Source organism: Hafnia sp. HMSC23F03 (genome assembly GCF_001816025.1).
Taxonomy (GTDB): Bacteria; Pseudomonadota; Gammaproteobacteria; order Enterobacterales; family Enterobacteriaceae; genus Hafnia; species Hafnia paralvei.
This window is the reverse complement of record NZ_KV824187.1, coordinates 63,956-83,602: the sequence shown is the minus strand read 5'-3', so window position 1 is coordinate 83,602 and position 19,647 is coordinate 63,956. Positions and strand designations below refer to the sequence as shown.

Genomic DNA, 19,647 nt, shown 5'->3' with positions numbered 1-19,647 from the left:
ACTTTGTGGATAAGAGGATGTTTAATAACGATATGTTTCATAACGCGCCCGCAAAAGCATTCCGACTTCATGTCTTTGGTGGAACCTCGGATGCACGACGTATTTGCCAACGTCTTGATGCTCTAGGGCTGAGCTATAGCCTATCGGTAGCAACCGATGCGGGCCGCGAGTTGGCTGGCGAGATCAAGGGCAAAATTATTGTTGGTCGTATGGACGCGTCTCAAATGGGTGCATGGCTGCAACAGCAAAGTGTCACTCACGTGATCGATGCCTCGCATCCCTATGCTGGCGTGCTGAGTGCCAATATTGCTGGAGCTTGTGCCGAGCTGCATATCGCGCTGATGCGCTACCTGCGTCCGAGTGAAATTGATGCGTTAGCACATCCGCTGCTACACAAAGTTTCTAGCGTGGAAGAGGCATGCGCTTTGGCTCGCAATCTGGGTGAGCGCATTTTGTTGACGACAGGCAGTAAACAGTTGGCTGATTTTGTGCGTTTGCTAGCGGACAAAAATCTGTTTGCCCGCGTGTTACCGACGCCGGAGGTACTGACGCAGTGCCGTGATTTGGGGCTCGGCGTTGACAACGTGCTGGCGCTGAAAGGGCCATTTAGCGCCGAGATGAATCATGCCACCTATCGTCATTGTCAGGCCGACGTCGTGATTACCAAAGAGTCAGGTGCTGAAGGCGGCTATCAGCAAAAGGTTGCGCCTTGTCTGGCGTTGAGCATTCACTGCATCGTAATTTGCCGCCCACCAGAACTATTCGTTGCTGGGCAAACTCAAGTCACGTCACTGGCTGAACTGGAACCCCATCTGGCGAGCTGGTTGCAGCTTCAGAATAATTAATACGGAAGAAAAATGATGAAAAAAGCCATTTTGATTATCAGTTTTGGTACCAGCTATCACGAGACGCGAGAGAAAACCATTGACGCCTGTGAGCGCCGCTTAGCAGCGTCCTGCCCCGATCGCGATGCGTTTCGCGCCTTCACCTCTGAGATGATTATTCGCAAGTTGGCAAAGCGTGATGGGATGCAAATCGATAACCCTCATCAGGCATTGATGCGTTTGGCGGAGCAAGGCTATCAGGATGTCGTGATCCAGTCATTACACATCATCAACGGTGACGAGTATGAAAAAGTCGTGACGCAGGTCAACGCTCATGCGGGAATGTTCAAGCGTATTCGCATTGGTGCGCCTTTGCTGAGCAGTCATCAAGATTTTGAGCAGCTGATTGGCGCGATGCGGTCACAAATGCCCGCGTTGGCAGATGATGAACGTGTGGTGTTTATGGGACACGGTGCGACGCATCACGCCTTTGCTGCCTACGCCTGTTTGGACCATATGCTGATGGTTCATCAGATCCCTGCGATGGTCGGTGCAGTGGAGAGTTATCCCGAAATTCATCATGTGGTCGCACGCTTGCAGCAGCAGCATGTACGCCATGTTCATCTCATGCCGCTGATGCTAGTCGCTGGCGACCATGCGATTAACGATATGGCTTCCGATGAAGAGGATTCGTGGAAAACTCAACTGGCTCAGGCAGGGATCGAGGCGACTCCTTGGCTGCAAGGCTTAGGAGAGAATCCGTTGATTCAACAGATGTTTGTCGAACATTTACACGAAGTGATTAACGACGTGGAGGAGGTAGCCTGATGGACATATCGGTGAAAGGTAAAGTCTGGGCGATATCCACGGGGCCCGGTAGTAGCGATCTCATCACGGTGCGTGCGGCACGCCAGTTGGCGACGTTAGATGTGCTCTATGCCCCCGCGGGGCGAAAAAGCGGAGATAGCCTCGCGTTGTCTATCGTGCGCGAGTATCTACGGCCTGATCTGGAAATTAAAGAGCGCCACTTTCCAATGAGTGCCGATCAGGGCGAAAAGAGCTCGGCATGGGACGGTGTCGCGCAAGAGATGCGCGCCGATGCAGACCGCGGGCTACAGGTAGGATTTATCACGCTTGGTGATGCGATGCTGTTCAGCACGTGGGTATTTTTGCTTGAGCGTTTGCAAGGGGTGGTCGATATAGAAATCATTCCTGGGGTCACCTCATTTGCCTGTATTGCTGCTCGCGCCCAGTTTCCTTTGGCGATGGAACAACAGTCGATGGCGGTAGTGTCCTGTACGGCACCAGAATCGGAGTTGGAGCAGGCGCTGCGGAATCATGAATGCGTCGTGATGATGAAAGTATACGGTCGAGTGCCGCAGATACGTGAACTGCTGCGACGCTTAAACCTACTGGATCACGCCATGTTAATGGCCGAGGCGTCGCTGCCTAATGAACAGTGTTTCCGTCATCTTGATGAGATTAGCGAGCAGACCGCGCTGCCATATTTCTCAACGATTTTGGTCAATCGCACCGTGTCGACAAAACAGTCTAAGGAGCATCAATGAAAAATCTCCAACGATTTCCTCTCTATGGAATGGCGTTAGCGGTTCTACTGACGTTAGCGCCTCAGGAGGCTTTTGCCATGCATATCATGGAGGGTTTTCTGCCACCGTTTTGGGCGCTGGCGTGGTGGCTGATGTTTTTGCCCTGTCTGGTGATTGGCGCGACGCGACTAAAAAATATCGTGCGTGATGATAGTGATAAGAAGGTTCTGCTCGCGCTGTGCGCCGCCTTTATTTTTGTGTTATCGGCGCTGAAAATTCCTTCGGTAACCGGTAGCTGTTCACACCCCACCGGCGTTGGTCTTGCGGTGATTTTATTTGGGCCGTGGGTGGTTTCGGTACTGGGCGCAATTGTTTTACTGTTTCAGGCGCTGTTCTTGGCCCACGGCGGTTTAACCACGCTGGGCGCCAATGGCATGTCAATGGCGGTCATTGGCCCGATGGCGGGTTACGTGGTGTGGAAATTAGCCACGCGGGCGGGTATGCGTCGTGATGTAGCGGTGTTCCTGTGCGCTGCGTTGGCGGATCTGGTGACGTATTTTGTCACGTCTGTGCAGTTGGGGTTGGCTTTCCCCGACCCTCAGCTTGGCATCATGGCGTCGGTAACCAAGTTTATGGCGATATTCTGTCTGACACAGGTCCCCATTGCGATTGCTGAAGGCCTTTTGACCGTTCTGATTTATGACCAGCTTTGCAAACGCCAACTGATTGGCGCAAGGAGTCACTAAAATGAAAAAGACGCTGATTCTGATTCTCTTGGTTATTGCATTAGCGGTGTTGCCATTCTTTATCAATCACGGTGGGGAATATGGCGGTTCGGACGATCAGGCCGAGGGGGTTATTGCCCAAATGGCTCCGGATTATAAACCGTGGTTTGAGCCCTTATATGAACCTGCCAGTGGAGAAATAGAAAGCCTACTGTTTACGCTGCAAGGTTCATTTGGCGCCGCAGTCATTTTCTATATTTTAGGCTACTACCGCGGGCGTCGCGCTGCTCATGTTGGAGATTGATAAACTCTCCTACGGAAGCCGTTGGAGCCAGAAAAAACCGGAGCTTAAGCTGGTTCTGTATCTGGTTTTACTGCTCATGGCGCTGCTGGGGACGCCGCTTATTCAGCTCGGCGTGTTGCTGCTGTGTGCGGGGCTGACATGCTATTTACTGCGTGTTGGATTGCGTCGTTACCTGCGCTGGCTAGCGGTGCCACTGGCTTTTTTATTCACCGGATTGCTGGGCGTGGTGCTGTCCTTTTCGTGGCAGGCTGACACATTGCTTTATAGCATTCGCATCGGTCATTTGGCGCTGGGTGTTGAGCGTAGCGGTCTGATCACCGGCATTAATACGCTGTGCCGAAGTCTGGCTGCATTGGCTTCTACCTATCTGTTTGTGCTAACGACGCCGTTTAGCCAGTGGGTTCAGCTGTTAAAACGCAGCCGTTTGCCGTTGGTTTTGATAGAACAAGTGCTGCTCACTTACCGTTTTATCTTCATCTTTATTGAAGAGGCAGCGGCGATTCATCGTGCACAGTCGCTGCGTTTTGGCTATGTGTCTTTGCGCAGCAGCTATCGTTCGCTATCGATGTTAGTAGGGATGCTGCTGGCGCGTGTTATGGAGCGCCACAAGCAAATGAGTATCGCGTTAGAAGTAAAACTGTATAACGGAGATTTCCATCTGTGATGACGCCAACGTTCGCTACTCAGCACCTGAGTTTCCAGTATCAGGATGGTGAAACAGTGCTGCATGATTTGTCGCTGGACTTTAGCCGTGGGCAAGTCACGGGGCTATTGGGCGCTAACGGCTGTGGAAAATCGACGTTGTTCATGAATTTGCTAGGTATTTTGCAACCACAGGAAGGGGATGTGTTGTGGCAAGGGCATAAACTGGGCTATGACAAACGTAGCTTACGTGAGTTACGTCAGCAGGTTGCCATGGTTTTTCAGGAGCCCGATCAACAGATCTTTTATACCGATATCGACAGCGATATTGCTTTTAGCCTGCGTAATTTAGGCGTTGATGAAGAAACCATACGCCAGCGCACCGAGCAGGCGCTTTCGCTGGTGGACGCGCTCGGTTTTCGCCATAAGCCAGTGCAGTATTTAAGCCACGGGCAGAAAAAACGGGTGGCGATTGCAGGGGCATTGGTGATGAATGCAGAGTATCTGCTGCTGGATGAACCTACTGCCGGACTCGACCCTGCGGGGCGCCAGCAGATGATCCATATTATTCACAAAATTGTGGCTCAGGGAAAACGCGTGGTTATTTCTAGCCACGATATTGATTTGATTTATGAAGTTTGTGATTACCTGTATGTTCTCGCGCAGGGAAAGCTGGTGTGTGAAGGCAGTGAGCGAGACGTTTTTATGCAGCAAGAAATGCTAAAACAGGCCGGATTGGTGCAGCCGTGGCTGGTGAAAATTCACCAGCAGCTAGGGCTACCCTTGTTTAAGACTGAGCATGAGCTGTTTGCTTCCATGCCAAAATACGTTAAGTAGGCGGAAATTATGGGTTTATCCATCATGGTGCAGGGCACGGCATCAGACGTCGGGAAGAGTGTGCTGGTTGCTGGACTCTGTCGTATTTTCCATCAGGACGGGTATCGTGTCGCGCCCTTCAAATCCCAGAATATGGCGTTGAATTCAGGTATCACCGCAGACGGCGGCGAAATGGGACGAGCGCAGATTTTTCAGGCAGAAGCCGCCGGTATTGAGCCCGATGTCCGAATGAATCCGGTGTTGCTCAAGCCTACCAGCGATTTGCGGGCTCAGGTGGTACTGATGGGGAAAGTGGCGAATCAGATGGACGCCGTGACCTACCATGAATTCAAACCTCAGTTGCTTGAGCAGATTGCACGGGTGTACCGCAGCCTCGCCGATGAAGTGGATATCATGGTGCTGGAGGGGGCGGGTAGTCCTGCGGAGATCAATCTGCGCGACCGCGATATTGTGAATATGGGTATGGCTGAGAAAGTCGACGTGCCCGTGATTTTAGTGGCAGATATTGATCGCGGCGGGGTGTTTGCTTCGATTTATGGCACCTTGGCATTACTGGAACCGGCTGAAAAGGCACGCGTCAAAGGGGTTATCATCAATAAGTTTCGTGGTGATGTCAGCCTGCTCACTTCTGGCTTGCGCCAGATTGAAGCGCTCACCGGGGTACCCATTATCGGTGTGATGCCGTGGATTGAGGTGCAACTAGAGGACGAGGACGGGGTTGCGCTGCAAAAGGGGAAATATCGCCATCAGGATGAAAACTTGCTGGATATTGCCGTCATTCAAACGCCTTACATTTCCAATTTTACTGACTTCAATGTGCTCAATGCGCAGCCTGATGTTCGCCTGCGTTACGTGTCCCACCACGACGAACTAGGGTCCCCCGACTTACTGATTTTACCCGGCAGTAAAAATACCCTGAGCGACCTTAGCTATTTACACAAAAGCGGCCTGACTCATCAAATTTTGCTAGCGCATCAGCAAGGTACACCGGTGTTGGGGATTTGCGGTGGTTTCCAAATGCTGGGAAACCATATTGTTGATGGCGTGGAGTCTGGCGTCGAGCAAATGGCAGGGCTTGGGTTGCTGGATTGTGAAACCAAATTCTCACAGCAAAAAGTGACTACTCAGGTCAGCGGGAAAATTCGGCCAGATTTGGCGGGGGTTTTTGTTGCCTGTCAGGAGCACTCTCTGGTGGGCTATGAAATTCATATGGGGCATACCGAACTCGGTGAACAGGCACAGCCTTTTAGCATTTTGCAGCAGCGCAACGGTGAAAGTATCAACCAGTGTGATGGTGCAATCAGTCTTGATGGCTCGGTGGCGGGAACCTATATCCACGGTTTCTTTGATTCAGATGGTTTGACGCGTAGTTTGTTGAATTCACTGCGTGAGCGCAAAGGGTTGGAGCCGCTGTTAGGCGCTGAATTCCACTATCAGGCATTCAGAGAGCAGCAGTTTGATCTGTTAGCGGCATCTATGCGTGAGCATATCGATATCGAAGCCGTTTACGCGATTATGCGTGATCACGTTGCTATGCAGGAGAAACCACAGTGATTTTGATTACCGGCGGAGCTCGCAGTGGAAAAAGTGCTCTGGCAGAAAAACTCGCCGCTCAGCATGGCCAACGAGTTTTGTATATTGCCACCTCGGTGGTGACCGATGAGGAAATGGCGCAGCGCATCGCTCATCATCGCGAAACACGTCCAGCACAGTGGATGACCCATGAAGGATATCGCGATCTGGGGGAGGTTATTCGCTCGCAAGGGGGGAATAGCGACGCCGTTATGCTGGAGTGCATAACGACGATGGTTACTAACCTGCTGTTCGAACAGTCTGGAAACATTGATCCCGAAGAAATGGATTTCGAGCATCTGGAGAAAATGATTCATCTGCAAGTTGATGAGTTAATTCAGGGCTGTGAACGTTGTAACGCACCGGTGTATATCGTCACTAACGAACTGGGGATGGGGATTGTCCCTGATAATCTTTTAGCGCGACGTTTTAGGGATATTGCGGGGCGGGTCAATCAGCGTTTGGCTGCGCAGGCGCAGCAGGTCTATCTCGTGGTTTCGGGGATTGAAGTGAAAATAAAGGGATAGCTTAACCCTTTAGCAAACATTCCTTCGGCAGATCACAGAAACGACTCACGCTATCGCTTTTCAAACGATTTTTATCGCGTGGCTCTTTCCATTTCATCAGAGACAAACATGCAAACACTAGAACAAATTATTGCTCAGATTAAGCCCTTGAACCAAGACGCAATGGACAAGGCACAGGTTAGGTTGGATGGTTTGTTAAAACCAACGGGGAGTTTAGGGCGTTTAGAGCAACTGGCGATTCAGTTAGCTGGGATCTTCGGCGAAAACAACGTTAACGTGAACCGCAAGCAGATTGTGGTGATGGCGGCGGATCATGGTGTTTATGATGAAGGCGTGGCTATTTCACCTCGTGTCGTCACTGCGATCCAAGCGCAAAATATGATTCACGGCGTTACAGGCGTATGCGTTCTGGCTAAGCACGCAGGTGCTGAAGTGGTGATTGTGGATGCTGGCATTGACTGTGAGCCGATCGACGGCGCCGTTGACATGCGAATGGCCCGTGGTAGTGGCAATATCGCCCGTGAAGCAGCGATGAGCCGCGAGCAGGCAGAGTTTCTGTTGACGAAAGCGGCAGATTTCGCCATGACGCAGGCGGCAAATGGCGTGCGTTTACTTGGGGTTGGCGAGCTTGGAATGGCTAATACGACACCTGCCGCGGCAATTGTGAGTGTCATGGCGCAACGACAACCAGAGGAAGTTGTTGGTGTTGGCGCAAATTTCCCTAGCGCACAGCTACATCATAAAGTTGACGTGGTACGTAGAGCGATTGCCTGTAATCAGCCAAATGCGACTGATGGCGTTGACGTTCTAGCAAAAGTCGGTGGTTTTGATTTGGCGGGTATGACTGGCCTAATGCTAGGCGCTGCGGCAGCGGGTATTCCGGTGGTATTAGATGGTTTCCTGTCGTATGCGTCGGCGCTCATTGCGTGTCAAATTTCACCACGGGTACACGATTATTTAATTCCCTCTCATATCTCTGCGGAAAAAGGGGCGAAAATCGCACTCCAGCAACTGAAGCTGGAGCCTTACCTTCAGTTAGAAATGCGTTTGGGAGAAGGGAGTGGTGCCGCTGTTGCTATGAATATCGTGGATGCTGCCTGTGCGGCCTATAACGAAATGGGTAGTTTAGCGGACAGTAATATTATCCTTCCAGCCTAAGTCCTTTTCTTTTCTTAACCACGCCCTGCACTCATACATGTGCAGGGCGTTTTTTTTGTAAAGAACACGGATAACCCCTGTATTTCACTGCACCTTAGCGATAATTCTCTGCCATCTGAGGTGGTATCGCACACCATTTCTTATAATTAGTAATTATCCTATTGTAGTGCGTTTGTGAGTGGCGAGGTTGGTCAATGTATTTTCGATAATCGTAAATACTATTTACACAAATTTCTTTTGATTTATCCGTAAAAGGTAAAGCTTATTATTTGGTATTAATCCTAGTCGGGTAAATTCTATTCCCACTCCTTCTTGTTAATTACTTGTTATGTTGTTGTTTTGAAAATGATCTAAAATGGCCTTTTTTGGCTTTAAATACCGATTTTATCCGCTTTGTAAAATTTTACTTTCTATATTGTCTTTCTTTAAAAGATAATGTGTCGCATCTCATGATTTTGCGACAAATTAGCTCGCATAAATGATAGGAAATATCTTATTTGGGTGAAACTGTCGTATTAACCTATTAGTGTAAATTTTTGTTTTTTTATGACATGGTCGGAATTATTATTTCCTCATCCAGATGTGAGTGAGAATTGTGCATTTTTATCTGGGGAGTGAAATTTTCAAACTGGCTATATGACTTAATCTCCTGTTTGCATGAGATAAATTATTAAATATATTTATCTGAAAACAATGAAATAAAATTTCACAGGGAATAAATGCTTTATGGATATTTTCGCCTTAGCTGGCGAAGGATCTCTTATTACTTAAATTTATGGAAATAAAAATGAAACTGAATAAATTAGCTGTGGCATTGGTTATGACTATGGGTATCGCTTCTGCTGCGGCTAACGCTGCAGGCACTGTGGGCGGCAATGGTACTGTTAAATTCCACGGTTTTATTGTTGATGCTGCATGTTCTATTGCACCAGGTAACAGTGAACAAACAGTTGATCTGGGTTCCATTGCGATTAAAGCATTGAAAGACGGTGCTAAATCAACGCCAGCTAACTTCAAAATTGTTCTGGATAACTGTGATGTAACCGGTGGTGCTGCGCCTAAAGCTTCTATCACTTTCAACGGTTCTAACGCAGGCGGTTCAAGCAACCTGCTGGGTATTACCAGCAGCACCGCGTCTGGCGTAGGTGTTGGTATTGCTGATGCAAACGGTAAAGATTTCGAGCTGGGTAAAGAAACTGAAGTTAAGACTTTGATTTCTGGTACTAACGAACTGGACTTCACCGCTTACGTTCAGGCAACTGGCGCGTCTGGCTCTTCAATCACCGCGGGTGAATTCAACAGCCAAACCGACTTCGTAATTTCTTACAACTAATACGCCTTTATGGTTCGGGCTGCCTCTCGTTGGCTGAAACTCAGCCTCATGACGTAGCTCGAATTATTCAAGATATTACGTTGTATTAATTACTCAGGGCGTAAATTGCTACGCCCTTAATTCAAAGTCGCGGTTTAGCAGGAGAGATAGCATGGTAGTCCGCACGCTCTGTGCCTTTATGGTTTTCTTTTTGACAACGGCGGGGGCGATGGGAGAGCAACAAGGGCGCGTTAAAATGACGGGAACCTTGGTGGCGACTGCATGCAGTATATCTTCTGAGTCATTGGAGCAGGTGATTGATTTAGGCTCTATGCCAATCAGTGAACTCGCTAAAAATGGTCAAGGCCCAGAAAAAGAGTTTGTTATTAAATTAGAAAATTGTGAGCTGACTTCTCAAGACCATTTACGGCCGGATTTTAAAAGTGTGCACCTGACGTTTGATGGTACTAGGGATGAAATTGCAAATTTACTGAGTTTACAGGGTGAGGCGAGTGGAATAGGTCTGGTTCTAAAGGATGAAGCAGGCAATATCATCGTGCCAGGGCAAAACTTGCCGGATATACCACTGAATGTTGGCTCTATGGTGCTCAATTATAAATTAGCCATTCAACGGAATAACCATGAGCTGCGAGCAGGGAATTACAGAGCAATCGTAAAGTTCAAAGTGGAATATCTATAATAAAAATAGATTAATCCGAAAAATAATTATTTCTCTTGCCATGAACATTTTCGGTGGGAGAGGTTCGCGCAAAAAATAAATCGCCGATGACGTTTTATCTCTGTGGTATGCGCGCATGGACGAATAGTTTTCTGTAAGAACTGTTTTTGTTTGGTGCATCTGAGCTAGAAATAATAGAGACGGTAATGTCTACATTCCATATCAATAAAATCAGTTTGGCTATGGCGTTAGCCGTGGCTGGCACCAGTTTATCGAGTGAAGCCGTAGAGTTTAATACGGACATGCTGGATACCGCGGATAAGGCGAACATCGATTTCTCTCGGTTCTCAAAAGCAAACTATATTTTGCCGGGTCTGTATCAGTTAGCGCTGCGAGTGAACGACCAAAGCGTGGGGGAATACCCCTTTAATTTTTATCCTCGCGAAAATGAACCCGATAGCAGTGAAGCTTGCCTTTCACCAGAGTTGGTGAGTGAGCTGGGATTAAAGCCCGCCGCACTGAATAAAGTGACCTATTGGCATCAGGGAGAGTGTGCGGACTTTAGCCAACTTCAAGGCACCACCGTACGCGGTGATTTATCCAATTCGAGCTTACAGCTTTCGATTCCACAGGCGTGGATTGAATACAGCGATCCGAACTGGGTGCCCTCTTCACGCTGGGATGAAGGCATCCCTGGTTTATTGCTGGACTATAACCTCAATGCGTCGGCAACGCGTCCAAATACGGGAGGCGATAGCCAGAATGCCAGCATCAGCGGGACCGTTGGGGCGAATGCGGGGCCGTGGCGTTTGCGTGGTGATTATCAGGGGAGCTATAGCCGCACCTCTGGCTCGGATCAGAGCAGCCAGCACAACATGGATTGGAGCCGCGTGTATATGTACCGCGCGCTTCCTCAGCTGCGTTCGACGTTATCGATGGGTGAAAACTATTTGTCGTCCAGCATCTTCGACTCATGGCGTTACACCGGTCTATCGCTGAGTAGTGATGATCGCATGCTGCCTCCAGCGCTACGAGGCTATGCGCCAGAAGTATCAGGGATCGCCAAGACTAACGCCAAAGTGGTGGTCTCCCAGCAGGGACGCGTGCTGTATGAAACTACGGTGCCTTCAGGCCCATTTCGTATTCAGGACTTAAGCAGCGCCGTTACCGGCAAGTTAGATGTAAAGGTTGAAGAACAAGACGGAACAGTCCAGACATTTCAGGTTGATACCGCGACGATCCCATATCTGACTCGTCCCGGAATGGTGCGTTATAAGCTCGCGATGGGGCGGCCATCAACCTATGAACATCATTTGCAGGGACCTACGTTTGCGACCGGTGAATTCTCATGGGGTATCGCCAACAGTTGGTCATTGTATGGCGGTAGCATTCTCGCGGGTGATTACAACGCCGCATCAATCGGTATTGGGCGTGATTTGTTCTTACTGGGGGCGGTATCCGCGGATGTTACCCAGTCGTTTGCCAGCGTACCGGGAGAGGCAAAACGTCAGGGGAAATCTTGGCGTTTAAGCTATTCCAAACGTTTTGACGAATACGACAGTGAAGTGACCTTTGCGGGCTATCGATTCTCCGAGCGTGACTATATGTCGATGGGAGAATACCTCGATGCGCGTTACCACGAGCAAAACTCAGGTCACGATAAAGAGCTGTACACCATCACGGCGAACAAGAATTTTTCTGATGTGGGACTGAGTTTCTACTTCACCTATAGCCATCAGACCTATTGGGATCAGCCGACCGACGATCGCTACAGCCTGTCAGGCAGTACTTTTATGAATTTGTGGGCGCTGAAAAATGTCTCCCTCAATATTTCGGCTACGCGTAGCAAGATTAACCAGCGTGACGACGATGCGGTATTTGTCAGTCTGTCGATCCCAATGGGAAGTTCAGCCTCGGTGAGCTACGACGGCCAGTACAACAATAGCCGCTATAGCCAAAACGTGAGCTATTACGACCGTATTGATAATAACAATAACTACCGTGTTTCTACGGGCCTGAGCAGCGGCGGCGATGAAAGTACTCGAGGTCAGTTTAACGGTTATTACAGCCATCGCGGTGACTTCGCCAACATGAGTGCTAATGCGGCCTACTCGCAGGGGAACTACTCCTCGGCGGGGATGACGATGCAGGGCGGCGCAACCATTACGGCAAAAGGTGCAGCGTTGCACTCCGGCGGTATCAGTGGCGGAACGCGTTTGATGGTCGACACCGAAGGCGTCGGTGGCGTGCCAATCAACGGAGGTCGTGTTCATACCAACGGTTATGGCATCGGCGTGATTACCGATATGAACAGCTATTACCGCAATTCTACCAGCATCGATTTAACCAAAATGGCCGATGACGTGGATTCCAGCCGCTCGGTTGTTGACTCTGCGCTGACGGAAGGTGCCATCGGTTACCGTAAGTTTGGCGTAGTGAAAGGGGCGAAAGCGCTGGCGGTATTGGCATTGGCTGACGGCAGTCATCCTCCGTTTGGTGCCAGCGTGAAAAACAGTGAAGGCCGCGAACTGGCAATTGTTGGTGACGGTGGTATGGCTTGGCTAACCGGTTTACAGGGCGGGGAGTCTCTCGACGTACTGTGGGATGGCGCTAAGCAATGCACGGTGGTTATTCCTAAAACCTTGAGCCAGCAAGAACAGTTGCTGCTGCCATGCCATCCAGAGAGCCAAACACAAATTCCTGCAGCGGTGAAAAATGTTCCTGCGGCAAACCCAATTGATAACATCCATGAAGAGCAATAACACCATGAAATTAAAACAGACTTTATCATTAAGCTTCGTTTTGTTACTGAGCGCGCAGGCCGCCCAGGCGGCAATTGCTCTCGATCGTACACGTGCGATTTTCGAAGGAACGCAGAAATCAATCAGCCTGAATATTCGTAACGATAACACTCAGTTGCCGTATTTGGCGCAGTCCTGGCTGGAAGATATCAACGGGAAAAAGATTAGCGATCCATTAGTGGTCGTTCCGCCTGTTCAGCGCGTCGAACCGGGTTCAAGAAGCCAGATTCGTATTAACGCGACGGGCGGTATTGCCAAATTACCTCAGGATCGAGAGACTGCGTTTTACTTCAATGTGCGCGAAATTCCCCCGCGCAGCAGCAAACAAAACGTGATGCAGATTGCGCTGCAAACCAAGATAAAACTGTTCTATCGTCCTGCCGCGATTGCCATCGATCCCGATACCGTATGGCAGGATCAGATCGTATTGACCAAAACCAGTGACGGCTACCAAATCCAAAATCCGACACCTTACTACGTCACTGTCATCGGTATTTCCGGTCAGCCGAAAGGCGAGTCCGCGAAAGATTTTCGCCCGGTGATGGTCGCGCCTAAGTCGACCCAAAAGGCGGTTACTCCAGCGTATTCCACTCCTTATGTCACCTATATCAATGACTTTGGTGGCCGTCCAGAGCTGAAGTTCACGTGCAGCGGCAATGAGTGTCGTGCAACGACGAACCGGAGCTAGTGGCCAACGCTATGCGTACTTCATATCTAAGATTGACTCGCACTACGCTGTGGATCTGCCTGCTTTCTGGGGCTGTGACCTTTTTTGATCTACAGCAGGCTCAAGCGAAAAGCATAGATGGATGGGACGTGTATGGCATGCATGGCGAAATGACGGTTCAAGGCTCATTGACTGAACCCGCCTGTGTGTTGGCAATGGAGTCGAAAGATCAGTCGATTGATTTAGGCATCACTTCTCGCGTTAGTTTGAATCGGATCGGTAATCGTACCGATCCGGTGACCGTGCATTTTCAATTGAAAGACTGCGGTGTCGTGGGTAACTCGCCCAGAGATGACTCCCACGGCGGCAACATCACCTTTCTTCCTGGGCAGTTGGTTTCTTATGTGACCGTCAGTGGGGTTGCGAGTGATAGCAACAAATATCTGATGAAGGTGTCTGGCTCGGCTGGTGGGGTGGGATTGCGTTTGGAAGATTACAAGCATCGGCAACTGATCCCCGGAGAGCACAGCGAGCCTTTGATTATGTCTCAGGGAAATACGGATTTGGTGATGTATGCCATGTTGGAACGTATTCCTGAAGAGCTGATTGAAGGGGAATATCACACCACGATTAATTTAAACCTGACGTATCAATAAGTACCCAGACTAGAAATAGGCGTTCGTGATTTTGCAGAGGGAAATATATATGAGGCTCTTAGCTTTGCTAGGTATGGCGCTATTTTCTAGCTCTTCATTGGCAACGGTAGATATCAATTTTCATGGTGAGGTTGTCAGCGAACCCTGCGAAGTCGACATCAACGCAGACGGCCAAGATGTGGATTTTGGCACTATTGCGATCAAGACATTTTATGCCGAGGGTCGCTCGGAATCGAAGCCCTTCAGCATCAACTTAAAAAACTGCGATATTTCGATCTCAAAAATCGTATTGGTCTCATTTACTGGCACAGAGGATGGCGAGCAAACAGGCTATCTCTCCTTGCAAAGCGCGAAGGTAAAAGGCTTGGCTGTGGGACTTGAGTCTGTGTCTGGCGATGTGCAGAGCCCAACATCGTTCATTCCGCTCAACAACGGCTCGGCTAAATACAACCTCAATCAAGGGGCTAACTCCCTTAAGTTCTCTGCATTTATTAAAGCGTCATCAAAAAGTATCGCAGACCACAGTATCACCGAGGGGGATTTTAGTACTACGGCGGAATTCCATCTTGAATACCCGTAGTTGATGTTTCCTGTTGATGTTAGGTCATGCGTTTTAAGAGCAAATTATGCAAGCGATAAACCGAACGGCAATTTTCATTATTTTGCTAATTTATTTGGCGATAGGTATGCACATATTTATTCCTGGCATGGGGGGGAGTGGATTGCGGATGCCCGGAAATATTGTCGCTTGGGTCTTTATCGCGCTGTCTGTATTGGCCTACTGGCTGCTGAATTCGCATCGGAACATCACTATTACTACAACGTTTAAACTGATCTTCGCAGGCGTTGTCTTTTTGTTGATTCCTTTATTGTATACGCCTGAGAAATGGCTGCGTGATGCGCTATTTCAGATGGCTGGCGTTATGGCTGGATTGGCCTTTTATTTCACGCTGTTGCAGTGTCGTTTTAGCGAGTGTTGGCGGGTAAGGATCATTAACCTGTTGCTGTTTGCGGTTTTGATACAGGGTGGGATCGGGTTTATCCAACTTTCTCTATTACCACCAGACTCAGGATTAATGGCGCTGAGTGCTGAAGGGGCAAGGCCGACCGGCGTCTTCCGTCAGGTGAATGTCATGGCCTCTTTTATGGCTACCGGCATCGCCTGTGCACTCTATCTGCTCTATTTGCCACAATCATCTGATGCCACTCAACAAAGTGCGCCTTTGGCTCGGCGTTTACTGCGGTTGCAGCAGTTGGCTGCCCTGGTTTTGCTACCCGCTATGTTGGTCTTACTTCAGTCGCGCGCTGGCTATATAGGCGCTGTGATCGTCGTCGTTGCAAACTTTGCCCTGCGATGGCGTGAGTTCCCTCGTCAAACCATTGTATTGGCTGGCCTGATTATTCTTGGCCTTCTGACTGGCTATTCGCTGATGATGGCGGCGGATCTCGTGACGCCAGTCTCCCACGAGGGATCAAATCTTGAACGTTGGAAAATCCTACAGATCACGTTAGCCATGATTGCCACACATCCGTTAAGTGGTTGGGGATATGGCAGTTTCGAATATAGCTTTGCACATTTTGCCTTGGGCATGACGCCGCCGATCGCTGGAATGGGAGTGATCACGCATCCGCATAATGAGTTGTTATTTGGCTGGGTAGAGGGGGGCGTTTCGGCACTGCTGGGCTATGTACTGATCGCCGTGGCTTTTATCCGTCTGATGTTTTTGGCGTGGAGACAGGTGAATAAACACTGTTTTGCGCTATGGCTGTTGATGATGCCAATAGCAATACATAGCCAGCTTGAATATCCGTTTTATATGTCTACCGCTCACTGGCTCATTTTTCTCTTGTTGCTGAGCCTGACCGATGTTGCGGTTTCCAATACCGTTGCTGTGTCTAAGCCAAAAATGAACGGTGTGATTCGAATGGCCATGTGTTTATCGGCGTTTGCAGGACTGACACTGATGCTGCCCACGCTGCAAACTCAAATTCTGCTGACTAAGGCTGAACAGCTACAGATGAAGCAGGCAAGAATTCACTTTCCCCTGCTGGAACAGCAACTTTGGCAACCCTGGCTGCTGCGAGAACGCGTTGATTATGATCGTCAGGTTAGCCAACTGCTGCAATACAACCAGAGCCGTGCTCCTCAGATTTTACAACATTATTTAGATTGGTCGCAGGTATACCTTTCTCGCCATGTGGACGCGAATGTGTATGCATCCCGAATTGCCATTCTGCGCTTCAACAGAGATGCGAATGAGGCTGAAAAATTGCGCCAGGAAGCCAGCCAAATTTTTAATCGGGATATTCGTTTCCAATTACCGGCTGTGGTTGCCGCACAGGAGTCAAAATGATGTTTGCTCATTATCCATCTCCGGTCGGAATAAAACTCCAGCCCATTGTTGAATTGAAAACGGGCTTGGTCATTGGTTACGAAGTGCTCAGCCATTTTTCTGATGCCGTTGATTCTGAGAGTTACTTTCGGCAAGTGCCTTCAAATGTTGTATTTTCCATGTTTAACCATCAGGTTGAGCGGGTAACAAATTCTTCATCTGACGTGCACTATTTTATCAATTTGCCCGTTCGGGATTTATCACGCTCAGATTTGGGCGAGTTGATTCAGATATCACCAGATAAAAGAGTCGTGGTTGAACTGCAAGATCCAGAAAATTTAGTTGGGTTAACGTGTGACGAGCAGCAAACGCTGGTCAAAAATCTGAATGCATTGCATGAACAGAATATCGCCGTTTGGCTTGATGATATCGAGGGTTCAATGTTGTCTGTGGTGCGTGAGCTCAATTTTCGTTTCGATGGAATAAAAATCGATAAGCATGAATTTTGGCGCTCTCAGTCAATGCCAAGCGTATTGAATCAACTGGTTAAAAACTGCTATCAAATTTCACCCAATGTATTAATTGAAGGCATTGAAACTTTACAGCATAGGGAGATTGCTGCTTGCTCTGGCGCTAGCCATTTACAGGGCTATCTGTGGCCAGAAACGATTATTTAATAATAATATTCCGAGTAATGATATGACGAGAGTTTTGATTGATGATGAAAATGCATTCTATCGTGATGGGCTTTGGCATTTTATTAAGCAACATTTTGCTTTAAATGCTTTAGGTCCCGTTGAATTGCTAGAAAGTAGTGAAGATAACCTAAATTCTTCCGATATTATTGTGAAGGTATTTCAAAGTGGTGCTGCCTCCGTATGCCATTACGAGTTATTACATCGTAAGGGCAATTCCTTACTGATTGGTGTTTGTACTGGGGAGTGGAAGACATCGTTAGCTAGATTGCCTGATTGCTTAAAAGGTGTGCTGTTCATTAAACGCAACGAATCTTTGAAATCGCTAAGTAAAAAAATCATACTCGCTTGGAAAAACTCGTTCGCCGGAAATGAAAAAGTACGACATTGTCATGAATGTCAAGCGCTCTATTTCTCGCCTCAAGAGGAAAAGGTTGTTCGCTATATATGTTCGGGGTTTAGCGTTGCCCGCATTGCGTGGATACTCTCTTTAAATATTAAAACTATTAGTAGCCATAAGCGTTCTGTTATGCACAAATTTAATTTAAATAGCGACGCAGAACTTTTAGCTTTGATGAAAAGCTATGAAGATAGATTGACTTATTCTTCTGGCCGTAAAAGGTTTTCCTATGTGAATTCATCCGCACGAGAATTAAATGTTCGGCATCGTATAGTGGAAAGATTAATACACACCGTAGCTATTTAATTATTAAATTTGGACGCTCATCTCCGATGAGAGAAGTATCTGCTATGGATAGTAGAATTGCCGCAGATGCGGTAGCAACAACAAAGACACATAACGTTCAATGATAACGAGTCAATGGAGTTGGAAATGGATAAATTAACGAAGAAAGAAAGAATTTACATGAATCTGGGAAAGATATGTTCAACTAGGATGGGGGAAACTCGGAGTACAGATCCCTATCTACCAGAATCATGTTGGCCAAAAACGAGAGAAGTTGCAGAAGAGTGTGGTGAAAGTATTTACGTGACTCGCCACTGGCTGTTGCAACTTGTCGGTGAAGGAAAAGTAAATTGCTATCAAGGAGGAGCTGGTCGTAGTAATTCTCTACGTTGGTGTATTCCAAATCGCTAATTTTTAGCAAAATAATTCATTATTGATTTTTAGTTTTATCAGGCATGTCCCTCAGGGATAGGCTGTTGCGTCGCCAATTTCTCCGAGCATATTTATGTACGGAGCGATTTTCGTGACATTTTGCAATGGAATAATCCTAATTATCAATTATTGACTTTATTTCTACTATTAGTAATAGCGCAGATGGGGGAAACCTCATCTGCGTTTCTGTACACGTTTCTATTATTAATTTCATTGCTAATTTCATCGATAGGATGATTCTCAATCAGTTAATAATAATTCACTTTAACAATGGTGGTTGCAACAAATGGACCGGCCTTGATGGTTTGACCCGGTATCATTGAGATGTTTGCTGTATAATTTTTACTGATCTCGGTAATACCTTTCATGCTGCCAAAGTTAGTATATTTATTAAACTCTACGGCTTTATTATCTTGATCAAGGAAACCAAGCTTTACACCGTTGTTTAAGTTTATATTCGTACTATCTAATAACGTTTCAGTTGTGGCAAATTGGGATGTTAAAGAGAAGTCCTCTAGACACCCTCCTTCTTTTACGGCCTTCACGGTGAAGCTTTTTGATAATACATTCCCGCTGCTTAGTTCTGTTCGATCGATATCACCAAAGTCCAGATTTTGATTCTCTGGATAAAGCTTGATTTGAGCACCGCAGCTTAAAAAACGCGCACCGGTTAAGCCTGAAAGCGAGTATTTGAGGTTTTTTGCATCAGGTCGAAAGTTGATTCCGCTGGAGCCATCGAGCTGGAATACAACAAATTCGTCAGCACCTTGGTAATGTCCTGAAGCCGGCGGCTTTCCATCAGTACGAATATAGAGACGAAAAGTTACGGTTACCGTTTTGGATGTAGGCGTTCCTGAACCCTTTTTATACACAGGGCCACCGTTAGGCACTTGTAAAGCCTGACCGTCTTGCTCTAGATCTTTCCCTTCATAGGTGACCCCTAATTTTAGCCCCTGACCTAACGATTTTGATTTAGGGTTGAAATAGAAGGTCACATAGTCTTTAAAATTAGATTTGGTGTTGTTATCACAAAAGGCGGTAACGGTGATTGGGTTTGATTCCCAGACTTTAGTCTTATCCGGCACATTAGCGGGTATGGCGAGCTCACCGATATCAATAGGGGGTTTATCAACGACGTTAGTTCCGCTTTCGACGCAGTCAAATGCGGATGCATGAAAAGATGCCAACAATAATCCAGCTAAAGGTAGCAGGCGTTTTCCATGAAGTTTTGAAGGTAATGCGTATTTCATT

21 protein-coding genes are annotated in these 19,647 nt (G+C 47.9%); 20 read left to right on the top strand and 1 reads right to left on the bottom strand.

The genetic code is table 11. The features are described 5' to 3' along the window. Positions 1-17: 17 nt before the first annotated feature. The 20 genes from HMPREF3091_RS00755 (at position 18) to HMPREF3091_RS21945 (ending at position 18,375) form a co-directional block, all read left to right on the top strand. Positions 18-845 carry a cobalt-precorrin-6A reductase gene (locus HMPREF3091_RS00755; RefSeq protein ID WP_070713327.1) on the top strand — a complete coding sequence of 276 codons (828 nt, stop codon included), beginning with the start codon at positions 18-20 and terminating at the stop codon, positions 843-845. Positions 846-860: 15 nt separating this feature from the next. Next, positions 861-1,652: a sirohydrochlorin cobaltochelatase gene (locus HMPREF3091_RS00750; RefSeq protein WP_070713491.1), complete on the top strand. Its 792-nt coding sequence runs from the start codon at positions 861-863 to the stop codon at positions 1,650-1,652. Beyond that, positions 1,652-2,392, top strand: coding sequence for a cobalt-factor II C(20)-methyltransferase (locus HMPREF3091_RS00745; protein WP_139146178.1), 741 nt, complete (start codon positions 1,652-1,654; stop codon positions 2,390-2,392). Before HMPREF3091_RS00750 ends, HMPREF3091_RS00745 begins: the two co-directional genes overlap by 1 nt. Further along, positions 2,389-3,117 carry an energy-coupling factor ABC transporter permease gene (locus tag HMPREF3091_RS00740; protein WP_004847302.1) on the top strand — a complete coding sequence of 243 codons (729 nt, stop codon included), beginning with the start codon at positions 2,389-2,391 and terminating at the stop codon, positions 3,115-3,117. Before HMPREF3091_RS00745 ends, HMPREF3091_RS00740 begins: the two co-directional genes overlap by 4 nt. A gap of 1 nt (position 3,118) precedes the next feature. Further along, the gene (locus HMPREF3091_RS00735; protein WP_008812547.1) at positions 3,119-3,400 is read left to right on the top strand and encodes an energy-coupling factor ABC transporter substrate-binding protein; all 282 of its coding nucleotides are present in this window, start codon (positions 3,119-3,121) and stop codon (positions 3,398-3,400) included. Beyond that, positions 3,387-4,064: an energy-coupling factor ABC transporter transmembrane protein gene (locus HMPREF3091_RS00730; protein WP_070713323.1), complete on the top strand. Its 678-nt coding sequence runs from the start codon at positions 3,387-3,389 to the stop codon at positions 4,062-4,064. The genes HMPREF3091_RS00735 and HMPREF3091_RS00730 overlap by 14 nt, the downstream gene beginning before the upstream one ends. Continuing rightward, complete coding sequence (locus HMPREF3091_RS00725; protein WP_070713320.1) at positions 4,064-4,879, top strand: ATP-binding cassette domain-containing protein; 816 nt, start codon at positions 4,064-4,066, stop codon at positions 4,877-4,879. Before HMPREF3091_RS00730 ends, HMPREF3091_RS00725 begins: the two co-directional genes overlap by 1 nt. 9 nt (positions 4,880-4,888) lie before the next feature. Beyond that, positions 4,889-6,433, top strand: a complete 1,545-nt coding sequence (locus HMPREF3091_RS00720; RefSeq protein ID WP_070713317.1) for a cobyric acid synthase — start codon at positions 4,889-4,891, stop codon at positions 6,431-6,433. Beyond that, positions 6,430-6,978, top strand: a complete 549-nt coding sequence (gene cobU, locus HMPREF3091_RS00715) for a bifunctional adenosylcobinamide kinase/adenosylcobinamide-phosphate guanylyltransferase (RefSeq protein WP_070713313.1) — start codon at positions 6,430-6,432, stop codon at positions 6,976-6,978. The genes HMPREF3091_RS00720 and cobU overlap by 4 nt, the downstream gene beginning before the upstream one ends. Before the next feature lie 108 nt (positions 6,979-7,086). Further along, positions 7,087-8,136, top strand: a complete 1,050-nt coding sequence (gene cobT / locus HMPREF3091_RS00710; protein WP_070713310.1) for a nicotinate-nucleotide--dimethylbenzimidazole phosphoribosyltransferase — start codon at positions 7,087-7,089, stop codon at positions 8,134-8,136. A gap of 787 nt (positions 8,137-8,923) precedes the next feature. Then, on the top strand, positions 8,924-9,469 hold the full coding sequence (locus tag HMPREF3091_RS00705; protein ID WP_008812553.1) for a fimbrial protein: 546 nt from the start codon (positions 8,924-8,926) through the stop codon (positions 9,467-9,469). Positions 9,470-9,620: 151 nt separating this feature from the next. Beyond that, positions 9,621-10,148, top strand: coding sequence for a fimbrial protein (locus HMPREF3091_RS00700; protein ID WP_070713306.1), 528 nt, complete (start codon positions 9,621-9,623; stop codon positions 10,146-10,148). Between the two features lie 185 nt (positions 10,149-10,333). Further along, positions 10,334-12,889: an outer membrane usher protein gene (locus HMPREF3091_RS00695; RefSeq protein ID WP_070713304.1), complete on the top strand. Its 2,556-nt coding sequence runs from the start codon at positions 10,334-10,336 to the stop codon at positions 12,887-12,889. A gap of 4 nt (positions 12,890-12,893) precedes the next feature. After that, a complete protein-coding gene (locus HMPREF3091_RS00690) occupies positions 12,894-13,616 on the top strand; it encodes a fimbria/pilus periplasmic chaperone (protein WP_008812556.1) in 723 nt (240 codons plus the stop codon). A gap of 11 nt (positions 13,617-13,627) precedes the next feature. Further along, positions 13,628-14,251, top strand: coding sequence for a fimbrial protein (locus tag HMPREF3091_RS00685; protein WP_070713486.1), 624 nt, complete (start codon positions 13,628-13,630; stop codon positions 14,249-14,251). Positions 14,252-14,300: 49 nt separating this feature from the next. After that, on the top strand, positions 14,301-14,831 hold the full coding sequence (locus HMPREF3091_RS00680) for a fimbrial protein (protein ID WP_070713301.1): 531 nt from the start codon (positions 14,301-14,303) through the stop codon (positions 14,829-14,831). Positions 14,832-14,877: 46 nt separating this feature from the next. Further along, positions 14,878-16,605 (top strand): PglL family O-oligosaccharyltransferase, encoded by a 1,728-nt coding sequence (locus HMPREF3091_RS00675; protein WP_070713297.1) that lies wholly within the window; start codon positions 14,878-14,880, stop codon positions 16,603-16,605. Continuing rightward, entirely contained in the window at positions 16,602-17,261 is a 660-nt protein-coding gene (locus HMPREF3091_RS00670; RefSeq protein ID WP_070713292.1) for an EAL domain-containing protein, read from the top strand. The genes HMPREF3091_RS00675 and HMPREF3091_RS00670 overlap by 4 nt, the downstream gene beginning before the upstream one ends. Next, positions 17,200-17,985: a LuxR C-terminal-related transcriptional regulator gene (locus HMPREF3091_RS00665; RefSeq protein ID WP_227660223.1), complete on the top strand. Its 786-nt coding sequence runs from the start codon at positions 17,200-17,202 to the stop codon at positions 17,983-17,985. The genes HMPREF3091_RS00670 and HMPREF3091_RS00665 overlap by 62 nt, the downstream gene beginning before the upstream one ends. 126 nt (positions 17,986-18,111) lie before the next feature. Beyond that, a complete protein-coding gene (locus HMPREF3091_RS21945) occupies positions 18,112-18,375 on the top strand; it encodes a FaeA/PapI family transcriptional regulator (protein WP_020303900.1) in 264 nt (87 codons plus the stop codon). A 269-nt stretch (positions 18,376-18,644) separates the two neighbouring features. Here HMPREF3091_RS21945 and HMPREF3091_RS00660 read toward each other — a convergent pair whose 3' ends face one another. Then, complete coding sequence (locus HMPREF3091_RS00660) at positions 18,645-19,646, bottom strand: fimbrial protein (protein WP_070713284.1); 1,002 nt, start codon at positions 19,644-19,646, stop codon at positions 18,645-18,647. Between the last annotated feature and the right edge of the window lies 1 nt (position 19,647).